The organism is Dyadobacter psychrophilus (assembly GCF_900167945.1).
GTDB lineage: Bacteria > Bacteroidota > Bacteroidia > Cytophagales > Spirosomataceae > Dyadobacter > Dyadobacter psychrophilus.
In genome coordinates, this window is sequence record NZ_FUZA01000005.1 from 153,448 (window position 1) to 174,577 (window position 21,130).

At 47.6% G+C, this 21,130-nt stretch carries 11 protein-coding genes; all 11 read left to right on the top strand.

What is annotated here, in order from left to right; all coding sequences use genetic code 11:
• Positions 1-10 precede the first annotated feature (10 nt).
• The 11 genes from B5X68_RS18685 (at position 11) to B5X68_RS18735 (ending at position 21,102) form a co-directional block, all read left to right on the top strand.
• Positions 11-1,795 carry a RagB/SusD family nutrient uptake outer membrane protein gene (locus B5X68_RS18685; RefSeq protein ID WP_229208483.1) on the top strand — a complete coding sequence of 595 codons (1,785 nt, stop codon included), beginning with the start codon at positions 11-13 and terminating at the stop codon, positions 1,793-1,795.
• Positions 1,796-2,148: 353 nt separating this feature from the next.
• Positions 2,149-5,277: a SusC/RagA family TonB-linked outer membrane protein gene (locus tag B5X68_RS18690; RefSeq protein WP_082216546.1), complete on the top strand. Its 3,129-nt coding sequence runs from the start codon at positions 2,149-2,151 to the stop codon at positions 5,275-5,277.
• An 11-nt stretch (positions 5,278-5,288) separates the two neighbouring features.
• On the top strand, positions 5,289-7,043 hold the full coding sequence (locus tag B5X68_RS18695; RefSeq protein WP_082216290.1) for a RagB/SusD family nutrient uptake outer membrane protein: 1,755 nt from the start codon (positions 5,289-5,291) through the stop codon (positions 7,041-7,043).
• A gap of 340 nt (positions 7,044-7,383) precedes the next feature.
• Positions 7,384-9,081 (top strand): pectate lyase family protein, encoded by a 1,698-nt coding sequence (locus tag B5X68_RS18700; protein WP_082216291.1) that lies wholly within the window; start codon positions 7,384-7,386, stop codon positions 9,079-9,081.
• Positions 9,082-9,085: 4 nt separating this feature from the next.
• On the top strand, positions 9,086-12,241 hold the full coding sequence (locus B5X68_RS18705) for a DUF6298 domain-containing protein (RefSeq protein WP_229208484.1): 3,156 nt from the start codon (positions 9,086-9,088) through the stop codon (positions 12,239-12,241).
• Between the two features lie 2 nt (positions 12,242-12,243).
• The gene (locus B5X68_RS18710) at positions 12,244-13,794 is read left to right on the top strand and encodes an MGH1-like glycoside hydrolase domain-containing protein (protein WP_141110343.1); all 1,551 of its coding nucleotides are present in this window, start codon (positions 12,244-12,246) and stop codon (positions 13,792-13,794) included.
• Positions 13,791-14,891 carry a sialidase family protein gene (locus B5X68_RS18715; RefSeq protein ID WP_082216293.1) on the top strand — a complete coding sequence of 367 codons (1,101 nt, stop codon included), beginning with the start codon at positions 13,791-13,793 and terminating at the stop codon, positions 14,889-14,891. Before B5X68_RS18710 ends, B5X68_RS18715 begins: the two co-directional genes overlap by 4 nt.
• The gene (locus tag B5X68_RS18720; RefSeq protein ID WP_082216294.1) at positions 14,888-15,775 is read left to right on the top strand and encodes a sugar phosphate isomerase/epimerase family protein; all 888 of its coding nucleotides are present in this window, start codon (positions 14,888-14,890) and stop codon (positions 15,773-15,775) included. Before B5X68_RS18715 ends, B5X68_RS18720 begins: the two co-directional genes overlap by 4 nt.
• Before the next feature lie 15 nt (positions 15,776-15,790).
• On the top strand, positions 15,791-16,387 hold the full coding sequence (locus B5X68_RS18725; protein ID WP_082216295.1) for a DUF3826 domain-containing protein: 597 nt from the start codon (positions 15,791-15,793) through the stop codon (positions 16,385-16,387).
• Entirely contained in the window at positions 16,388-18,739 is a 2,352-nt protein-coding gene (locus tag B5X68_RS18730; RefSeq protein ID WP_082216296.1) for a DUF5703 domain-containing protein, read from the top strand.
• A 47-nt stretch (positions 18,740-18,786) separates the two neighbouring features.
• Positions 18,787-21,102 carry a glycoside hydrolase family 95 protein gene (locus B5X68_RS18735; RefSeq protein WP_082216297.1) on the top strand — a complete coding sequence of 772 codons (2,316 nt, stop codon included), beginning with the start codon at positions 18,787-18,789 and terminating at the stop codon, positions 21,100-21,102.
• The last annotated feature ends 28 nt before the right edge of the window (positions 21,103-21,130 follow it).

A 21,130-nucleotide genomic window follows, 5' to 3' on the forward strand; every position in this document is an offset into this window, starting at 1 on the left:
TGATAAAAACATGATGAAAAATATAAAACAAATCGTTTTTGCTGCGACGCTCGGAATCTGCCTGACCACATCCTGTAAAGAAGATTTTCTGGACAATCAGATCAAAAGCAGGCTTACCGACGACATTCAATGGGCTTCCGAAGGCAATGCCGATCTTTTCCTGAACGACATTTACAGCGCGCTTTCAAACAAATGGAATTCGCCGGATAACCTGGATAATTTCACCGATGACAATGATGCCGGTTTCTACTGGAAATCATACAGCTGGCGGCAGGGCATCGTGGACCCGGCCGTGAACCAGGGAACGCCTATGGACCACGCCAATGCGAATGCAACAGATTATGCATCCTGGGGAGCAGGTTTTACCAAAATCCGGAAATGCAATTTGTTTATCGAAAAAATAACTGAAAATGCGGCCAATTTTTCGGAGGCTTATATTAAAAAGCGTACGGATGAAGTACGGTTTCTGCGTGCCTACTATTACAGCGAAATGTTCATGCATCTGGGCGGCCTGCCGATCATTACGGCGACGCTGGACCGGAATAAAATGAGTGAAGAAGAGCTTTACAATGAGCGCAGTACATTTGAGGAAACATTCAATTTCATTACCACGGAACTGGACCAGATCGTGACAAACAAGTTGCTTCCTGCTAAATACAATGGCGGCGACGCCGATGCAGGCCGCGCCACGTTAGGAGCTGCGCTCGCGTTGAAAGGCTGGCTGGAACTGTATGCGGCGAGCCCGGCATTCAACACGGCCACGCCGCCGTCGGGAGCGGATCCTAATAAACTCATCGCATTCGGAAATTTTGATGCGAAGCGCTGGGAAAAAGCTGCTGCGACCAATAAGAAGTTCATGGACACATTCGGCGCTCAGTATGCACTGTTTTCGGACGTATCTGCGCTTTGGTGGGAGAAAAATGAGTACAATTCCGAAATCATCTGGGACCGTCAGATCGTGCCGGTGATAATGGGTTCCAACTATGAGCAGTATGGTGGCCCGGTGTGGATCGACGGCGTTTATTATACCTGGGGAAATTATTGTCCTACGCAGGAACTGGTCGACCAGTTCGCCATGGCCAACGGAAAGCCCATCACCGATCCGACTTCCGGTTACGACCCGCAAAAGCCCTATGTAAATCGCGAAAAACGTTTTTACGACTTCATTGTTTACGACGGCGCGCCCTATAAGCAGGATTGGATGGCAAAAGTGGACACCATTTTTATGCGTATTGATAAGGTTAAGCCTTCCAAAAATCAGATCGATTTCGGAACGGATGACGTGGGTAACACGGGTTATTATTTCAAAAAGAAAATCAATCCTCTGAAACCACGCGGAGGCGCACAAAGCGGGCAGAACTTTGTTTACTATCGCTACGCCGAAGTGCTGCTGAACTATGCCGAAGCCCAAAACGAAGCTGCCGGGCCGGATGCCTCTGTATATGCAGCGGTGAATGCAATCCGCAAAAGGTCGAATTTGCCGGAGCTTGCCACAGGATTAACTAAGGACACCATGCGCCAGGCGATTCGCCGTGAACGCCGCGTAGAACTGTGCTTCGAAACAAAGCGATTCTACGACATTATCCGCTGGGTGATCGCCGAGGACGTGATGAACAAGGATTTCCACGGCATGAAGATCACAAACTCGTCGCCTAATGATAACAAAGGCAAATGGGTTTATGAAGTTGTAGGATTGAATCATCCGCATGTTTTCACCAAGAAAATGTACATGAACCCTATCCCACAGCCGGTAATCGACCAGAATAAAAAGATCGTACAAAATCCTGGTTACTAGGTTATTATACTTCAAAACTGAGGCCCGGTTTGCTTAGAAGCGAACCGGGCCTTTTTATTTCCTGGCAGCAAATCCTAAATACAGAAATAGTACAATTTTAAGCGTTAGCTTTTTGTCATCTTTGGATATTTTGCATTATACCACATTGTGTCATTTTAACACTTTCGTTTAATTTCGAACATTTGCTTTTTGCCGTTGCAATCGTTCCCGGTAACGTGTGCAGAAATAAAATCGAAAATAAACTTGCTTCCCAAATTCGGTCTAAATAGACTTGAACAGGGTTTCTATTGTACTTTATCAATGGATAATCGAAGTTGTATTGAAATAGTTATATTTTAAATCATTCGATGAATATGGCAAGGACTTTTTTACTTTTTCTTTTTCTTTTGGCCATGTCCTTATCCGGCACTGCGCAGAACCGCCAGTTGAAGGGCGTTGTGACCGATGCAGCCTCTAAGGAGCCGATGGCAGGCGTTTCCATTCTCGTTGCAGGAACGACCCAGGGAACCACAACAGACGCAGTGGGTAAATTTTCACTTAATGTCCCAGCAGACGGCAAATCGATCATTATCAGCTACGTCGGTTTTATGAAACAAACCATTGAAATCGGCAACCGGTCATCAGTGGAAGTTGCCTTGGAACCGGACGTAAAGGCATTGGAAGACGTGGTCGTGGTGGGTTATGGAGAGCAAAAGCGTTCGCATTTAACTGGCGCCGTGGCGACGGTGAAGATTAACGAAATTGATGAGTTGCCTGTTGGCGACATTTCATCGGCGCTCGTGGGAAAATTACCGGGTGTTTCGGTAAGCGGAGGCTCGGCACGCCCTGGCACCCCTGCATCTATCGTAATCCGTAATCCTACCAAAGCTTCCAAAGACGGCGGAAGTAATGCACCGCTTTACATTATAGATGACGTAATCCGCACAGAAGCCGATTTCCAATTGCTGGATGCATCTGAAATTGAAAACCTGTCTGTCTTGAAAGATGGCGCGGCAGCGGTTTATGGCGCGAGGGCTGCATTAGGCGTCGTGGTTGTGCGCACCAAGCGCGGAAAAGCAGGCAAGCCGCAAGTGAATTATACAACAACTTTCGGCGTATCGGAAGCAACAGACCGCTCCAAGATGATGAACGGCGTGCAGCTTGCCACCTATCTGAATGATTTTAACAAAACAAGAGGACTTGCGCCAACCGACCCGGAATTTTATTCGCCCGATGAGCTCGAACATTTCAGAAATAACAATTACGACTGGTTTGATATGGCGTGGAAACCGTCATTCAATACGCGGCACGCACTCAATATCAGCGGTGGGACGGATCGGGCGACATTCTTTGCCGGCGCAACGTATTTTGCACAAAACGGGAATGTAGACAACATCAGCTATAAAAAGTGGAATTTCCGTGCAAGCAGTGATGTCAAGATCACTAAAAATCTGAAAGTGGGATTAGGCGTAAGCGGCAATTTGTCGGATAACAAATTATTTTATCTCAAACAGGGCGGCGAGAATGTGGAGAAGGATGTGACAAACCTTTTAAATACACCCCAATTTATTCCGCCGTACGTGAATGGATTGCCTGTTCTGCTTCCGGGCGGATCCAATTCGACAGGTTTTCACTTTTTCGAAGCGCAAAAGCTTAACAACTACACGCGAGCCAGAAACGTTGTGCTGAACATTAACGCTTATCTGGAATACAATGTGCCATTTGTCCAAGGCCTGAAAGTCCGTGGGGTTTACAACAAAAATCTGGGTAATGATTGGGGAAAACAGTTTGGTACATATTATAAAACGTACGGTTTTTCAATGCAAGGCGAAAACCGGCACATTTACGGCGGCACGCCCAACGCGCCCACAAGGCTTAATAATGGTGACCGGCTAAGGTTCAATCCTGGCTTTTCCGAGTCTTACCAAATGAATGTGAACCTCAGCTATGCCCACGATTTCGGCAGGCATTCTGTCAGCGCGCTGGCATTGGTCGAGCAGTCGGAAATTTATTCAGAAAGCATCGCTACATTCAAGGAGGGCATTTTTGAGGGAGGAAATGATTATCTGATGTCTGCACTTGGCGCAAAGGACATCGGCCCAAACACTGCCAATGAAAGCGGCATCCTATCTTATGTCGGACGGCTTAATTACAGTTTTGCAGAAAGATATCTGTTTGAAGTTTCCTTCCGCCGGGACGCCTCCACGAAGTTTGCTCCTGAATATCGCTGGGGTACATTCCCACAGGTTTCGGCAGGCTGGGTGTTATCGGAAGAAAATTTATTCAAAGAAAAATTCAGCTTCATCAATTTCCTGAAACTGCGCGCTTCCATCGGGTTCCTGGGCGGCGACCGCACGGCGAACTGGCAATGGCTGCAACGTTACACGCCACAAGCTTCCAATGGTGCCGTTTTCGGAGGCAACAGCGACCGGACCGTTGGTATAAAGCTTGAAAAGCTGCCCAACTATTTTGGCCGCTGGGATGACGTTACCAAGAAGAACATTGGTCTGGACGCGTCATTCATGAATAGCAGACTGACAACCGGCTTCGACTTTTTCCACGATCACGGTTACAACCTGCTCACCACACTATCCTCATCTGTGCCGCTGACCATAGGCTCCGTAATGCCATCTGAAAATTATGAGACCATTAATTCTTTCGGATTCGAGTTTTCGACCGGTTGGAGCAGCAAAATTGGTAAAAGCATTGATTATAATGTGAACGCATTCCTCGCCTGGAACGACAACCGCAACATGCTCGTGGATGTGGCGCCTACCAATAGAGGCACATGGCAAGATCCGACCGGGCTTTCGGGCGACAGGGGAATTATGGGTTACCATTATCTTGGAATGTTCCGTTCGCAGGATGAGGTGGATCGTTTTCTCGAACAAAATAACAACTACACGATCTTCGGCAGGGCACCGATGCCGGGAATGCTTTACTACAAAGACATTCGCGGACCTCGCCAGACAGACGGCAGCTACGAAGCGCCCGACGGAAAAATCACCGAAGACGACATGGATTATCTGACCAGCAAGGAAAATAACCATTACAATTTCGGGTTCTCTTTCGGTTTTGGTTTCAAAGGATTTAAACTGGATGTTGTAACTGCGGGATCATTTGGCGGCCAGGGCATTGTGGATGGCGATGCGCGTAAAAAGGCGGGTGTGGACGTTTCCCGGCCGGTGTTCTGGGCCGATCATTACACACCCGAAAACCCCAATGCAGCCTACCCGGATCCATATTACGACGATACTTATTCTGTTGCCTCATCATTCTGGTTCAGGGATGCATTTGTATTCCGCATGCGCAGTCTGAATTTGTCTTATAGTTTAGGTCAAAATATTTCCAAAAAACTCGGTGTAAGCTCGCTCAAATTCATTGGCGTCGCGATGAACCCGTTCAATTTCTATAACCCATACGATTACAAAGGCTCGGTAGGCGCTTATAATGTATATCCGCTGATGAAAACCTGGTCATTGGGATTAAACCTTACACTTTAAAACTGACAGAAATGAAACCGCAACATATTCTTTTATTGGCAGCTGTTTTAATGACTTCGGGCTGCGAAAAAGTGCTCGACAAGACGGACCTTTCTGCGTTCAACGAGGAGCAGGTTTTTAATGATACGCTGCTGGCCAGGGGTTATGTGGATTATGTTTATGACCAAAATCTGCCCGTATGGCCAACCGGTGATTTTCTGAAAGCGACTGATGAGATTTCAGGAGAAACGCGTTTTTTCGAAGGGACAGTTCAGGTGAACACAGTGGCCGATTTCGGGACTGCTGTAAATGCCACTAACAACTATGGCAAGATCCGTTCTATCAATCAGTTTTTGGTAAAAATGCCTTCCAGTTCGCTCAGCGAGGCGTATAAAAAGCAGTTAATGGGGCAAATTACATTCTTCCGTGCCTACCGCTATTTTGATCTCGTACAACTCTACGGCGGTGTCCCGCTGGTGCTGGAACCGCTTGGGGCGATAGGAGAAGAGGAAAAAGAGCAGGCCGCTATACCCAGGAGCAGCACATCCGAGAGCATCCGGCAAATTGTTGCAGACCTGAATTACAGCATCGAAAATCTTCCTGGCAAATGGAACGATTCCAATGACTGGGGACGGATCACCAGCGGCGCGGCAGCCGGTTTCAAAGGCAGGATTTTGCTGCACTATGCCAGCCCGCAATTTAACCCGACAGACCTGCCGGAACGCTGGCAAGCTGCTTATGATGCTAATAAACAGGCGATTGACCTGCTTAAAGCAAATGGTTTTGGATTACACCAAAGTTTCAGGGATCTGTGGTTTACCGAGGCGAATAATCCTGAGGCGGTGTGGGTTACGTGCTATAACAATAAAGTAGGGGACCAGATCAATAAAAACCAAACCTGGGACAACAACACGCGGCCATCGTACCTGGGAACAGGAAGCGGCTCCAACCAGCCGACCTGGGAAATGGCGCAGGCTTTTCCTATGAAAAATGGGAAAAACATTGGAGAAAAAGGTTCAGGTTACGATCCAAAGCTGTTTTACAAAAACCGAGACCCGAGATTTGACAACACCATTGCCTACAATGGCGCAACCTGGCACATCAATGGCAACACCAATTACAAACTATGGACCTATTTTGTAAACAATAAAACCGTTGAGCAAAAAGCCACAGTAAGCGGTTTCTACGTCCGCAAAGCCATCGATCCCAACTTGCCGACAGGCGCAGTGTCCACAAGCGGAACTGACTGGATAGAAATGCGTTACGCCGAAGTAATGCTCAATTTCGCCGAAGCAGCCTGCGGGATCAACAAGCTGGACGAAGCCTACACCCAACTGAAAGAAATCAGGAAAAGAGCCGGCATTGATCCGGGAGCAGACGGTTTTTTTGGCCTTAACCCTAAAATGACACGCGCGCAAATGTTCGAAGCGATCTTACACGAAAGACAAATAGAGCTCGCCTTCGAAGGAAAGCGTTTCTGGGACCTCCGCCGCTGGAAACAATTCGAAACCAAACTGAACGGAAAACGCAGAACCGGTGTGACGATCAATTTAAAAACTTCCGCCATATCCGCAGAAGAATTCGCAGCAAAACGCGACGGAATGAACCTGGACTCTGTTTACCGCAACTATATGGAGATCGTCCCGAAAGACCTGGACACCAAATACGTGATCAACTGGTTACCGGAATATTACTTTTTCGCCATCCCAAACACAGCATTAACCAACAACGCAAAACTGGAACAAAACATCGGCTGGCCTTCGGGGACGTTTGATCCTTTGAAGTAGCATTCAAAGGCGGAGCGCCGTACAGTAGCGTGTCTTCGACTCCGCTCAGACTGACAAGGGAGAACGCCGTACAGTAGCGGTCTTCGACCGCCCGGCGGCCCGGTACGCTCAGACTGACAAGGCAGAACGCCTTTGAAACAAGCCTGTCACACTGAGCGGAGTCGAAGTGCTAGCACCCAAGATCGAACCGAAGCCCCTGTCACACTGAGCGTAGTCGAAGTGAAACCACGATGATCAAAACGAAGCATTGTCGCATTAAGCGGACCGGGCCGCCGGGCGGTCGAAGTGCTAGCACAACGTCAACAAACAACCAAAAAAGCAAAATCCAACGATAACAAATATGATATCACCCAAAAAACTCCCACTCCGAATCTTAACGGCCCTAACCCTTTTGGCGCCGGCGGCTCACGCCCAATATCCTAAAATCCCGGCAGCAGCGCAGAAAACCAGCGATTCGCTGTTGAAAGCTGCGATGTGGAAATCGGAGATTGCCTGGCAGAAGGCGTGGCCGATCATTGAGCAGGAGGCTAAAAATGGCAAGCCCTACATTCCATGGGCAGCGAGGCCGGTGGATCTGCCGCAATCCGACATTCCGGCGTTTCCAGGCGCGGAAGGCGGTGGCGCTTATAGTTTTGGCGGTCGCGGAGGTAAAGTTTATGTAGTGAAAAGTCTGGCGGACAGCGGGCCGGGAACGTTGCGTGACGCTTGCGAGCAAGGTGGTGCGCGCATTATCGTTTTTAATGTGGCGGGTATTATCCGGTTGAAAACGCCGCTGATCATCCGCGCTCCGTATATTACTATTGCAGGTCAGACTGCTCCGGGGGATGGCGTTTGTGTGGCCGGTGAAACAGTTTGGATCAACACACACGACGTGGTGATCCGGCATATGCGTTTCCGGAGGGGTGAAACTTTTGTGGGGCGTCGCGATGACTCCATCGGCGGCAACCCGATTGGTAACATTATGATCGATCACGTCTCGGCAAGCTGGGGTTTGGATGAGAATATGTCGATGTATCGTCACATGTATAACGACAGCACCGGCGCAACGGAACAAAAACTTCCCACTGTGAACATTACCATTCAAAATTCCATCTTTTCTGAAACACTGGACACATGGAACCACTCGTTCGGAAGCACGCTTGGCGGAGAGAATTGTACGTTTATGCGCAATCTATGGGCAAATAACGCTGGAAGAAATCCTTCCATCGGTTGGTTTGGCATTTTTAACTTTACCAATAATGTGGTTTTCAACTGGGTGCACCGCTCGATTGACGGCGGCGATTACCGGGCGATGTATAACATTATCAACAACTATTTTAAACCGGGCCCGCAAACACCAAAAGATTCGCCGATTGGTCACAGGATCGTGAAGCCAGAGGCCGGCAGAAGCAAACTGGGTTACCAGGTTTATGGCCGCGCTTATGTAAATGGCAACATTATGGAAGGTTTTGATGCTGTCACCAAGGATAACTGGAACGGCGGGGTGCAGGTTGAAGAATTGCCAGACACAGGAAAATACAGGGATAAAATGAAGTGGAACCAACCATTGCCTATGCCTCAGTTTCCGATCATGAGCGCCAAAGAGTCATTTGATTACGTGCTGGCCAATGCGGGCGCAACATTGCCTAAACGCGATCCGGTGGACGCACGGGTGACAACACAGGTCAGGACAGGGAAGATCAATCCAATCGATGGTGTTACTTTGCCTAAAACGCAATTCGAACACCGCCGTTTGCCCATCGATTCTTATAAAAACGGCATTATCACAGATATTTCGCAGGTTGGTGGTTATCCAGAGTATAAAGGAACGCCTTACAAAGATTCGGACGACGACGGCATGCCGGACGAATGGGAAGTGAAATACAGCCTGAATCCAAACGACGCTTCGGATGCGCAAAAAGACATGAGCGGTGACGGTTATGCCAACATTGAAAAATTCATCAACGGCATCGATCCGAAAAAGAAAACAAATTGGAAAGACCCTAAGAATAACCACGATACGCTGGCTTCATTAAAGGAACCGTCTAACAAAAAGTAAGATTTTGAAGGTTAAGGACTACATAAAAAAGGTGATTGTTTGGAATACAATCCTGTCCATGACGGGGTTGTATTTATTTATGCCTCATGATGTCATTGGCCAGAAAAAAGCCAGGCAAATTTCGCCTGTTTCAATTGGAGAAGACGGCAGGCTGCATTATGCCCCCGATTCGCTGGGTAACCGCATTATAGACTTTTCCTATGCCGGATATATGGCTGGCAACAAGCAAATCCCGAATGCTGCCGTCAAGGTGATCGTTCCAGCGAAAGCAGGCGACGCGACCTTGCGCATTCAGTCGGCGATTGATTATGTGGGTTCTTTGCCTCCCGATGAGGACGGGATTCGTGGGGTTGTTTTACTGCAAAAAGGCGTTCATACAATCCAGGGCAGCCTTTTTATCAATAAATCAGGAGTGATAATCCGGGGAAATGGCACATTGAATAACAAAACAACATTAGTCGGCGCGGGGCTTTCGCGCGAAACGATCATTCAAATATCAGGAGCAAAAAATCTGAAAACAGGCAAACGCATTGAAGTTAAAGATGAATATGTTCGGGTTAACTCATTGAAATTCAATATCTCAAATGCTGCTGATTTTAAAGCCGGTGACCGTATTCAAATAGAACGCCCATCAACAAAAGAGTGGATACAGCTACTTAAAATGGAAGAATTTGGCGGCGAAACCGGGTGGCTTGGCTGGAAACCCGGGCAGCGGGACATTATTTGGGACCGCACCATTACGGCTATTTCCGGCAACCAGATAACCATTAATGCACCAATAACCACAGCTTTGGATAAAAAATATGGAGGAGGTTTTGTCACAAAATATGACTGGCCGGAAAGAATCAGCCAGGTAGGCGTTGAAAATCTGTGCATTGAATCCACATTCGACAGCACGAATTTAAAAGATGAAGAACATCGCTGGATGGGCGTGACGATGGAAAATGTAGAAAATGCGTGGGTCAGGCAAGTACATTTCAAGGGACTGGCCGGATCAGCGGTGGCGCTTTTTGAAATGGCTTCAAAGATTACGGTTGAGGATTGTAAGTCACTTACGCCAGTTTCTGAAATAGCCGGTCAGCGGAGAAACACATTTTACACACAAGGCCAGCTTACGCTTTTTCAAAGATGTTATGCTGAGAATGGTTTTCACGATTTTACGACGGGTTACCGTGCTGCCGGTCCCAATGCATTTGTTCAATGTGAGTCGGTTCAGCCGTTCGGGTTCAGTGGTGCGGCGGATAGTTGGGCTTCTGGCGTCTTATTTGACAACGTCAATGTTGATGGCCAGGCGTTAAGCTTCAAAAACCGTGGTCAGGATGGGCAGGGTGCGGGCTGGACTGCGGCTAATAGCGTGATGTGGCAATGTGCTGCCTCGCGTGTAGAAAATTTTAGCCCGCCGGGAGCAACCAATCATGCATTCGGGATCTGGGCGGAATTTGCTGGCAATGGTTTCTGGGAGAATGTCAATGAGCACATTAAGCCGCGCAGCTTGTACGCCGCGCAGTTATCAGAAAGGATTGGTATTGAAGCACTTGCAAATGCCGCTTTGCTGCCAAAAGAATCCGAAGCGTCCAGCAGTCCAAGCGTTGAGCAAGCAGCGGAATTGACAGCAAAATCCAATATCGCTGCCGCGTCACTTGCCGATTGGATCGATTCCGCGACGCAACGAAATCCTATTCCAGTCGCTTACGGGAACATTAAGGCCATTGATGAAATTGGGATAAAACAAGTAGCGAAAAAGCTAAATCTACCACCGTTAACCATCAAAAATGGCTGGCTGGTGCGTGGAGAACAGGTTGTTACCGGAAACCGCCAGGAAGTTCCGTGGTGGCGTGGAAGCATTCGCCCGCATGATGTGGCGCAAGCCAAACCGCACATTACCCGCTTCGTTCCGGGCAGATCGGGGGCGGGTTTGACGGATGTTCCGGAGGATATGACAGACTCACTTCTGGCAAAAAATATAACCGTGCTGGACCACAATTACGGCCTCTGGTACGACCGCCGCCGTGACGATCACGAGCGCATTAGGAGAATTGACGGTGAAGTTTGGCCGCCATTTTACGAGCAGCCCTTTGCCAGAAGCGGCAAGGAAACCGCTTGGGATAATCTCAGTAAATATGATTTGACAAAATATAATGCCTGGTATTGGACGAGGCTCAAACAATTTGTTCAACTGGCTGATCAAAAGGGACTTGTACTCTATCACCAAAACTATTTCCAGCACAACATTCTGGAAGCGGGTGCGCATTATGCCGATTTTCCGTGGCGTTCGGCCAACAATATCAATGCAACCGGCTTTCCTGAGCCGCCGCCTTACGCGGGCGACAAGCGGATTTTTATGGCCGAGCAATTTTATGACATCGAAAATCCTGAACGGAGGGCCATTCATACCGCATACATTCGTAAATGCCTCGAAAACTTCGCGGATCAGAACGGCGTCATCCAGTTTATCGGAGCCGAGTATACCGGACCGTTACATTTCGTGAAGTTTTGGCTCGGCGTGATCGCGGATTGGGAGAAAGAAACGGGTAAAAATGCGTTAGTCGCGCTAAGCACGACGAAAGATGTTCAGGACGCTGTTCTGTCAGAGCCGGATTACGCCAAGATCGTGGACATTATTGATATCCGCTACTGGCATTTGCGGGAAGACGGGACATTCTACCAACCGGAAGGAGCCAAAAACCTGGCACCAAGGCAACACGCCAGATTGCAAAAGACGGGCAAAATTTCCTTCCATTCCATTTACAAGGCCGTACTGGATTACCGCAAAAAATATCCCGAAAAAGCAGTGCTTTACTCAGCCGGAAACTATGATTCAAATGCTTGGGCTGTATTTCTGGCTGGTGGATCCATCAGTGCAATTCCGTGCGTTTCAGACAGTTTTTTAAAAGATGTTTCCGAAATGAAGCCTGATGTTTCGGTTGAATATCAATTGGTTAATCCGGGAATTGGAGCAGTCATATATAAAGAAAACAATGCGAGCTCCGATCTGGACCTGGGCAGTTTCAAAGGTAATTTCCTCTTGCGACGCATTGATCCGGCAACAGGAAAATTCATTGGAAAAACGGAGCATGTAAAAGGAGGTAAACTAATTAAGATAAGCCAGACGCCGGAAATAAAAGCCGGTCCGGTGATTTTTTGGATAAATAAAAAATGATAATGCGCACAAGAAACCAGACTTATCTGTTGCTGATTTTTTTAATAGGATTAAGCGCATGTTCAAAGCATAGCGTCGGTCCGGCCGTGCTGAAAGCGGATAATTACAGGCACCATGTGGAGCATTTTAACCGGATGGAGGATGAAAACAAGGTCAATGCCGTTCCTAATGCGCAATCATGGGATTGGATGAAAGCCAACATTCCGCTTTTCGACTGTCCGCAGGATAATTTTCAGGAGATCTATTATTATCGGTGGTGGACTTTCCGCAAACACATTCACAAAACACCGCAAGGCTTCATCATTACCGAGTTTCTGGTCGATCGCAACTACGCAGACAAGTATAATATGATCAGTTGCGCGCTCGGGCATCACATATACGAGGGCCGCTGGCTGCATAATCAGCAGTATCTGGACGATTATGTGCACACCTGGTTTCGCGGAAATGAGGGAGGCAGGATGAAGAAATTGCTCACATTCAGCAGCTGGACGGCCGATGCACTTTATAATCGCTATAAGGTGAATCGAGATAGAACATTTGTGCTGGATATGCTTCCCGATCTGCAATCGGAATATCAGGCCTGGGAAAAAGACCGCCGCACGGCTTCCGGGCTTTTTTGGCAAACAGATGTGAAAGACGGCATGGAAGAGTCGCTTAGCGGTGGCCGGAGGGAGCAAAACGCAAGGCCGACCATCAACAGTTATATGTACGGAAACGCGAAGGCAATTGCCGAGTTAGCGCGTTTGAAAGGAGATTCTGCCACCAAAGGCTTTTATGAGTTGAAGGCCGACACTTTGAAAAAACTGATCATTGAAAAGCTCTGGAATCCCGAGACCCGTTTTTTTGAAACGGTGAAAAAAGGTGGCAGTGGCGGATTTGCAGGCGTTCGGGAAGCGATCGGTTACATTCCCTGGTATTTCAATTTACCCGATGAAAAACAGGATGAAGCGTGGCAGCAAGTAATTGATCCTAAGGGATTTCGGGCGCCTTTCGGCCTCACGACCGCAGAACGCAGGCATCCTGACTTTCGCACACATGGCTGCTGCAAATGTGAATGGGACGGAGCGGTCTGGCCGTTTGCCACTTCTCAAACCTTGACAGGAATGGCAAACCGCATGAATGCCAGCGACGCCAAAACATTGACAGACACGACCTATTTCCGGTTAATGGAGCTTTATGTGGAGTCACAATATTACCGAGGCAAACCTTATATCGGTGAATATCTGGATGAGACGACGGGTTACTGGCTCAAAGGGGATCAGGAAAGGAGCAGATATTACAATCATTCAACATTCAACGACCTCGTCATTTCAGGCTTGGTTGGGCTTCGGCCGAGGGAAGATGACACGATTGAAGTCAACCCATTAATTCCGCAGGAAAAGTGGGGCTGGTTTTGTTTGGATAATGTGCTTTATCAAGGTAACATATTGACAATCATATGGGATAAAGATGGGAGTCATTATAAAAAAGGAAAAGGATTACAAGTTTTGGTTAATGGTAAAAAAGCAGGCTCATCAGAAAAAATCGAAAGATTATTGATTAAACAAGTATGAAAAAACACCTAATTCCTATCGCCACTTTCCTGCTTTGCCTCACCGGCATCGCCAACGCCCAAACGTGGAAGGACGGCATTGTCACTGACGAATTCATTTTTGAAAAAACCTCTTTTCCTGAAAGTCACGCGTCCACTATCGCCGAAACGCCTGCCGGCCTGGTAAGCGCATTTTTCGGAGGGACCAAAGAGCGTAATCCCGACGTGGGAATCTGGGTAAGCCGCCTCGAAAGCGGAAAATGGACTGCTCCCGTGGAAGTTGCGAACGGCATTGTGAACGACACATTGCGATATGCATGCTGGAATCCGGTTTTGTATCAGGTTCCAAAAGGTGATCTTATGTTATTTTATAAAGTCGGGCCCAATGTTCCGGGCTGGAAAGGCTTTCTGATCACTTCCAAGGACAATGGCAAAACCTGGTCAAAACCAGCTCCTTTGCAGGAAGGATTTCTCGGGCCTATCAAAAACAAACCCGTTTTGCTGGCTAACGGAGAATTATGGTGTCCTTCGAGCACGGAAGGCAAGGACGGCTGGCGTGTGCATTTCGAGGTAACGCCCGATTTCGGCAAAACGTGGCGGAAAGTAGGGCCGCTCAATGATGGAAAGGCTATTAACGCAATACAACCCAGCATTTTGGTGCATAGCAACGGCGATTTGCAGATCCTATGCCGCAGCCGAAACCGCGCCGTTGTCGAATCGTGGTCGAAGGACGGTGGCAAAACCTGGTCCGAAGTGAAAGCTTCAAACTTGCCCAATAACAATTCGGGAACAGATGCCGTGACATTGAAAGACGGTCGGCAATTATTGGTATACAACCACGTTTTGCCTCCGGGAAATGAAGCTAAGGGCCCGCGGACGCCTTTGAACGTCGCAATTTCGAAGGATGGCAAAAATTGGGACGCGGCTTTGGTTTTGGAAGATTCCCCAATCAGTCAGTATTCGTATCCCTCCGTTATCCAGTCCGCTGACGGCATGGTGCACGTTGTGTACACATGGCGCCGCGAAAGGATTAAATACGTAAAAATCGACCCCTCGAAATTGAAGGGAAAAGCAATTACCGACGGAAAATGGCCATCATCGAACGTTAGCAGCAAATGATAACAAGACGCAAATTTCTCTCAGTAGCGGCATTATCCGGGACATTTTTGCCATTTGCCCCGATGCTTTTGGCGAAGGGTAAAAAACAACGCTATAAGATCGCGGTGATCGATTTGATGATCCTTAAACGGCAGAAATTGAGTGCATTACCATTGGCGAAAGAGATTGGAGCGGATGGCCTGGAAGTGGATATGGGTGGGTTGGGTAATCGGCCGACATTTGATAACAAATTGGTTGATCCCGAGATCCGGAAACAATATCTGGATAAGGCAAAAGCGCTTAATCTGGAAATATGCTCGCTGGCGATGACCGGATTTTACGCGCAATCATTCGCTAAAAGAGATGGCATTGAAAAAACAATTGGCGACTGCATTGAGACCATGAAGCAAATGAACGTTAAGACCGCCTTTCTTCCGATGGGCGTGCAAGGTGATCTGGTCAAAAATCCTGAATTGAGGCCTCAGATTATAGAAAGGCTGAAACTGATTGCACCGATGGCTGAAAGAGCGGGCGTTGTGATCGGCATTGAAACGGCATTGGGTGCGGCGGACGAGGTGAAGTTGCTGGATGAAGTCGGCTCAAAAGCGATCCGGATTTATTTCAATTTTTCCAATGCGCTTGAAGCTGGTAGGGATGTGAGTGAAGAATTGATGATTTTAGGAAAAAATCGCATTTGCCAGATCCATTGCACAGATAAGGACGGAGTTTGGCTCGAAAAAAACACGCGACTGGATATGAAAAAGGTTAAGACAACATTAGATAAAATGGGCTGGAAAGGCTGGCTGGTTATTGAACGTTCACGCGATGCTTCTAAGCCGACAGACGTCAAAGGGAATTTTAGCGCTAACACGACATTCATGAAATCCGTTTTTCAAAACGCATAATCAGACTCAACGACTATGAAAGTGTTTCAAACTTTATTCTGCCTGGGACTGTTCGCATTCCCCGTTGCCAAAGCGCAAAGTCAGGTGGACACTGAAAAAGCTTATGTCACAACCATTACCAAACGCTCAGACAAAATACTTGCGGAGTTGCAACTTGCCGATTCTGTGAAATACAGACAGGTGAGGAGCATAATGGTAAAGCAATATTTAGATTTGAATAATCTCCAACAGCAAAAAAATGCAGAGCAAGTCGAGCAAAAACGTGCTGAACTGCATAAGGGTTACATCTCGAAACTCTCAGCCGAACTCACACCCGCCGAGGTTGAAAAAATTAAGGACGGAATGACTTACGGCGTTTTACCCGTGACTTACAAAGCTTATACGGACATGATCCCGGCATTGAAAGACGAAGAAAAGGCGCAGATTATGAGCTGGTTGACGGAAGCCAGAGAGCTGGCGATGGATGGAGGCTCTTCGGAGGAGAAGCATAAGGTGTTTGGCAAATACAAAGGACGGATCAATAATTACCTTTCCGGGCGCGGCTACAACATTCAGGAAGAGCGCAAAAACTGGGAAGCACGTATCAAGGCATCCAAACCAAACGGCAGGTAAATGTCAGTTCCATCCCGATTCAGGATTTCTTTTTTTCTGTTTTTATGTCTCATAAACAGCGCATTGGCGCAGCCATTTTCTCCCGAAATTTATAATGTTAAGTGGACAAGCCAGAGCAAAAATTCGGGCGAATCGATGCCCTGCGGGGGTGGTGACGTGGGTTTGAATGTGTGGGTTGAAAATGGCGATGTGCTATTTTATTTATCGAAAAGCGGGGCGTTTGATGAAAACAACGTTTTTCCAAAACTAGGACGGGTACGGATAAGGCTTTCCCCTAATCCGTTCAGAAACGGGACTGCGTTTCGGCAGGAGCTGAAACTGCAAGAAGGATATGTTGAAATCGCCGGTGATGGTGATAATCAGGAGGTTGTAGTTAAAGTCTGGGTTGACGTCTTCAACCCGGTTGTGCATGTAGATGTGGCTGCTAGTAAGCCTGTTCAGGTAAGTGCATGGTATGAAAGCTGGCGGACGCAGGATCGCGAAATGCAGGGAAAAGAAAAGAATGCAAGCTCATTTAAATGGTTGAAAGATAAGGTTATAGCCTCGAAAGACAGTATTAAAACACACGAAAGCGGAATCCTATTTTATCACCAAAATAAAGATTCAACATTGTTCGACCTGATAGTCAAACAACAGCAACTGGAACCCGTGAAGTCGCAGCTTTGGAACCCGTTGAAAGGAATGGTTTATGGCGGCTGGATGCAGGGTGAAAATATGGCTCCTGAGCTTGCTAACGGGCAATTAAAATCTGTTTCGGGGAAATATGTGAATACAGCGTTTCAGGGGTTCGGACTAAAAAGTAACTCGCCTTCCAAACAGCATCATTTAAACATATTTCTTCATACTGAGGAAAACAGCAATGCGGGAAAATGGGAAAACGGGCTGTTCAAAATCGTCTCAAAGGCAAAAAGCGAAGAAAAAACAGCCAGGCAAAAAACATTGGATTGGTGGAATGCCTACTGGCAGCGAAGCCACATTGCGATCCGTGTGAATAAGCCGGATACGGCCTCGCCGGTGTGGCAAACAGGTCGTAACTATCAGCTTTTCAGGTATATGCTGGGTTGTAATGCTTTTGGCGCTTATCCAACCAAGTTCAACGGCGGACTGTTCACGCATGATCCCGTTTTTATTGATTCAACATTGAAGTTTGGACCCGATTACCGTAGTTGGGGCGGCGGAACATTCACTGCTCAAAACCAACGGCTGGTATATTGGCCTATGTTGAAAAGCGGCGATTTTGAAATGATGGCCTCACAATTTGACTTTTACCTTCGGACATTATCCAATGCCGAAACACGCACAAAACATTACTGGGGACATCGGGGAGCATCTTTCACTGAACAGATTGAAAATTTTGGTCTGCCCAATTATGCAGAATACGGACAAAAGCGGCCGAAAGATTTTGATCCCGGCGTGGAATACAATGCCTGGCTGGAATACCTCTGGGACACATCCTTGGAATTCTGTCTGATGATGCTGGATATCGAGCGCTTTACCGGCACGGATATCAGCAGATATCTTCCGTTGATCGAAAGTTGCACGCTCTTTTTTGATGAACATTATCAACATCTGGCCGAGAGGCGCGGCGCAAAAAAACTGGATCAGAACGGACATTTGGTGGTTTTCCCTGGCTCGGCAGCAGAAACTTACAAAATGGCTTATAACTCCGTCACAACCATTGCGGGCCTTAAAACAGTGCTTTCCAGAATGCTTGCACTGCCGGCAAAATACGGGACAGAGACGCAGCGTGAAGAATGGAAGGCACGGCTTGGCAGGGTGCCGCCGCTTAGTTTTCGTCAAATGCAGGGGCACCAGACCATTGCCCCGGCAAAGGCGTGGGAACGAATCCAGAACACAGAAATTCCGCAGCTTTACCCCGTTTTTCCATTCGGAATGTACGGCGTGGGCTTGCCGGACTTGGACGTGGCGGTTAACACCTGGAAATATGATACGGAAGCCATTAAGAACCGAAACCACACCAGCTGGCATCAGGACAATATTTTTTGTGCGAGATTGGGGCTGACAGACGAAGCAGCTGCGCTAACAGTGAAGAAGTTACAAAATTCCGGACGCAGATTTCCAGCTTTCTGGGGTCCGGGCCACGACTGGGTTCCCGATCACAATTGGGGAGGTTCGGGGATGATCGGTTTGCAGGAAATGTTAATGCAGGCCGTCGGCGATTCAATTTACCTTTTCCCGGCCTGGCCAAGGGATTGGGATGTGAAATTCAAGCTGCATGCCCCGTATAACACGACTGTTGAGGGTGAATTGCAGCATGGCAAAATCGTTCATGTGAAGGTCACGCCGGAATCTCGGAGGAAGGATTTGGTAATTGCGGAGTTATCAAAATAATGTGGGCCGGGGGAGACGATCTCAGTTAAAATTTTAAATTTTATCAAATGATTTACAGGGTTTTAGATTTATACAAAACGACATTGACGCTTGGGCTCTTGATAAGTTTAAACGCTTTCTCGGGCAAGGCGCAGGATCTGAAACTTTGGTATAAGCAACCTTCAAAGCAGTGGGAAGACGCGTTGCCGGTTGGTAACGGAAGCTTGGCGGCGATGGTTTTCGGCGGCGTTGAAAGCGAACGGATCCAGTTTAACGAGGAGACATTATGGACGGGCGAACCGAGAAGTTACGCGCACAAAGGTGCAAGTAAATATTTGCCGGAGATCCGCACATTGCTGAATGAAGGCAAGCAGAAAGAGGCGGAAAAGCTTGCTTCTGAGCACTTTATGGGCATTCCGCTGAGGCAAATGGCCTATCAGGCCTTTGGCGATTTATACGTTGACTTTCCCGGTCATACCAATGCTTCGGACTATCGCCGGGAGTTGGATCTTGAAAAAGGACTGGCCCTTGTGTCTTATAAAAATGGAAATGTTGGTTACAAAAGGGAAGTTTTCGCGAGTTATCCGGCCAAAGCGATTTATGTAAAATTGACTGCGGATCAGTCTGGTATGCTCAATTTTGCAGTTCGCCTGGATGCCATTCATGCAAATAAACAAATCACTGGCAATGGCAATGAGCTGGCGCTTCATGTGAAAGTAGAAAATGGTGTGCTGGAAGGCGTCGCAAAAATGAAAGTGCTGACCGATGGGAAATTGAGCCAGCAGGATGGTAAGATCAGCATTCAGAATGCTACGACAGCGACGATCATTCTTTCAGCCGCCACGAATTATATCGATTATAAAACCGTAACCGGAAAACCCGATGCAAAAACGGCTTCAATCCTCAAAAAAGCGCCCGTTTACGAGCAGGCAGTTCAGCAACACATCACGGATCACCAAAAGCTTTTTTCAAGGTTTAGCCTGAATCTCCCTGCGAAAAATAATGCTGCATTACCAACTGACGAACGGCTGTTAAAGTTTAAAGATAATCCCGACGATCCGGCTTTTTTGGCCTTGTATGTGCAATATGCGCGCTATTTGCTCATTGCGAGCAGTCGGCCGGGCACGCACGCGGCCAACTTGCAGGGAAAATGGAATCATCAGCTGAAACCTTCGTGGGACAGCAAGTACACGGTCAACATTAACACGGAAATGAATTACTGGCCGGTAGAAATGGGTAATTTGTCAGAATGTCATCAACCGCTTTTTGCAATGATCGCGGATTTGTCACAAACCGGTGCGGAGGTTGCAAAGGAACATTACAATGCAAACGGCTGGCTGGTGCATCATAACACGGACGTCTGGCGTGGTGCGGCACCGATCAATGCATCGGATCACGGGATTTGGGTCACGGGCGGTGCGTGGCTGAGCCTGCATCTGTGGGAACATTACCGGTTCACGCAGGATAAAGACTTTCTTAAAAACACGGCTTATCCGCTCATGAAAGGCGCCGCAGCGTTTTTTGTTGATTTTTTGGTAAAAGATCCTAAAACCGGACTATTGATCAGCTCACCTTCTAACTCTCCTGAAAACGGTGGTTTAGTGGCCGGTCCAACCATGGACCATCAGATTATAAGAGGCTTATTCAGTGCTTGTATTCAAAGTGCAAATGTGCTGAAAACTGATCAGCAATTCGCAGCGAAATTAGCAAAATTGGCTTCGCAAATTGCTCCTAACCAAATTGGCAGGGCTGGTCAGTTGCAGGAATGGATGTCGGATATAGATGACACCACCAGCCATCACAGGCACGTTTCTCACCTGTGGGGCGTGTACCCGGGTGAAGAAATAACTCCGGAAAAAACGCCTGAACTGACCAATGCAGCAAAAAAGTCACTGGAATTTCGGGGCGATGATGGAACAGGCTGGAGCTTGGCATGGAAAATTAATTACTGGGCGCGCTTTCTGGACGGCGAACATGCCTATACAATGATCAGAAAGCTGTTCAATCCCATTATGGACGCTTCCGTAAAAAAGGGCGGGGGAGGCTCTTATCCTAACCTTTTCGATGCGCATCCACCATTTCAGATCGATGGGAATTTTGGTGGGGCGGCAGGAATTCTCGAATTGCTCGTGCAAAGTCATCAGGAAGAATTGCATTTACTGCCTGCACTGCCCAAAGCATTGCCTGATGGAAAAGTGGGCGGATTGGTGGCAAGAGGCGGTTTTGAAATTACTATGGAATGGAAAAATGGTCAGTTACAATCCGTTGACATACTTTCCAAGGCGGGTAACAAATGCAATGTGCGCTACGGCTCCAGGCGCTTGGCCTTTGACACAATTAAGGGCAAGCATTATAAATTAAACGCGGATTTAAAATTGCAGTAAACTCATTCCGTATTTTTCTTTACTTGCG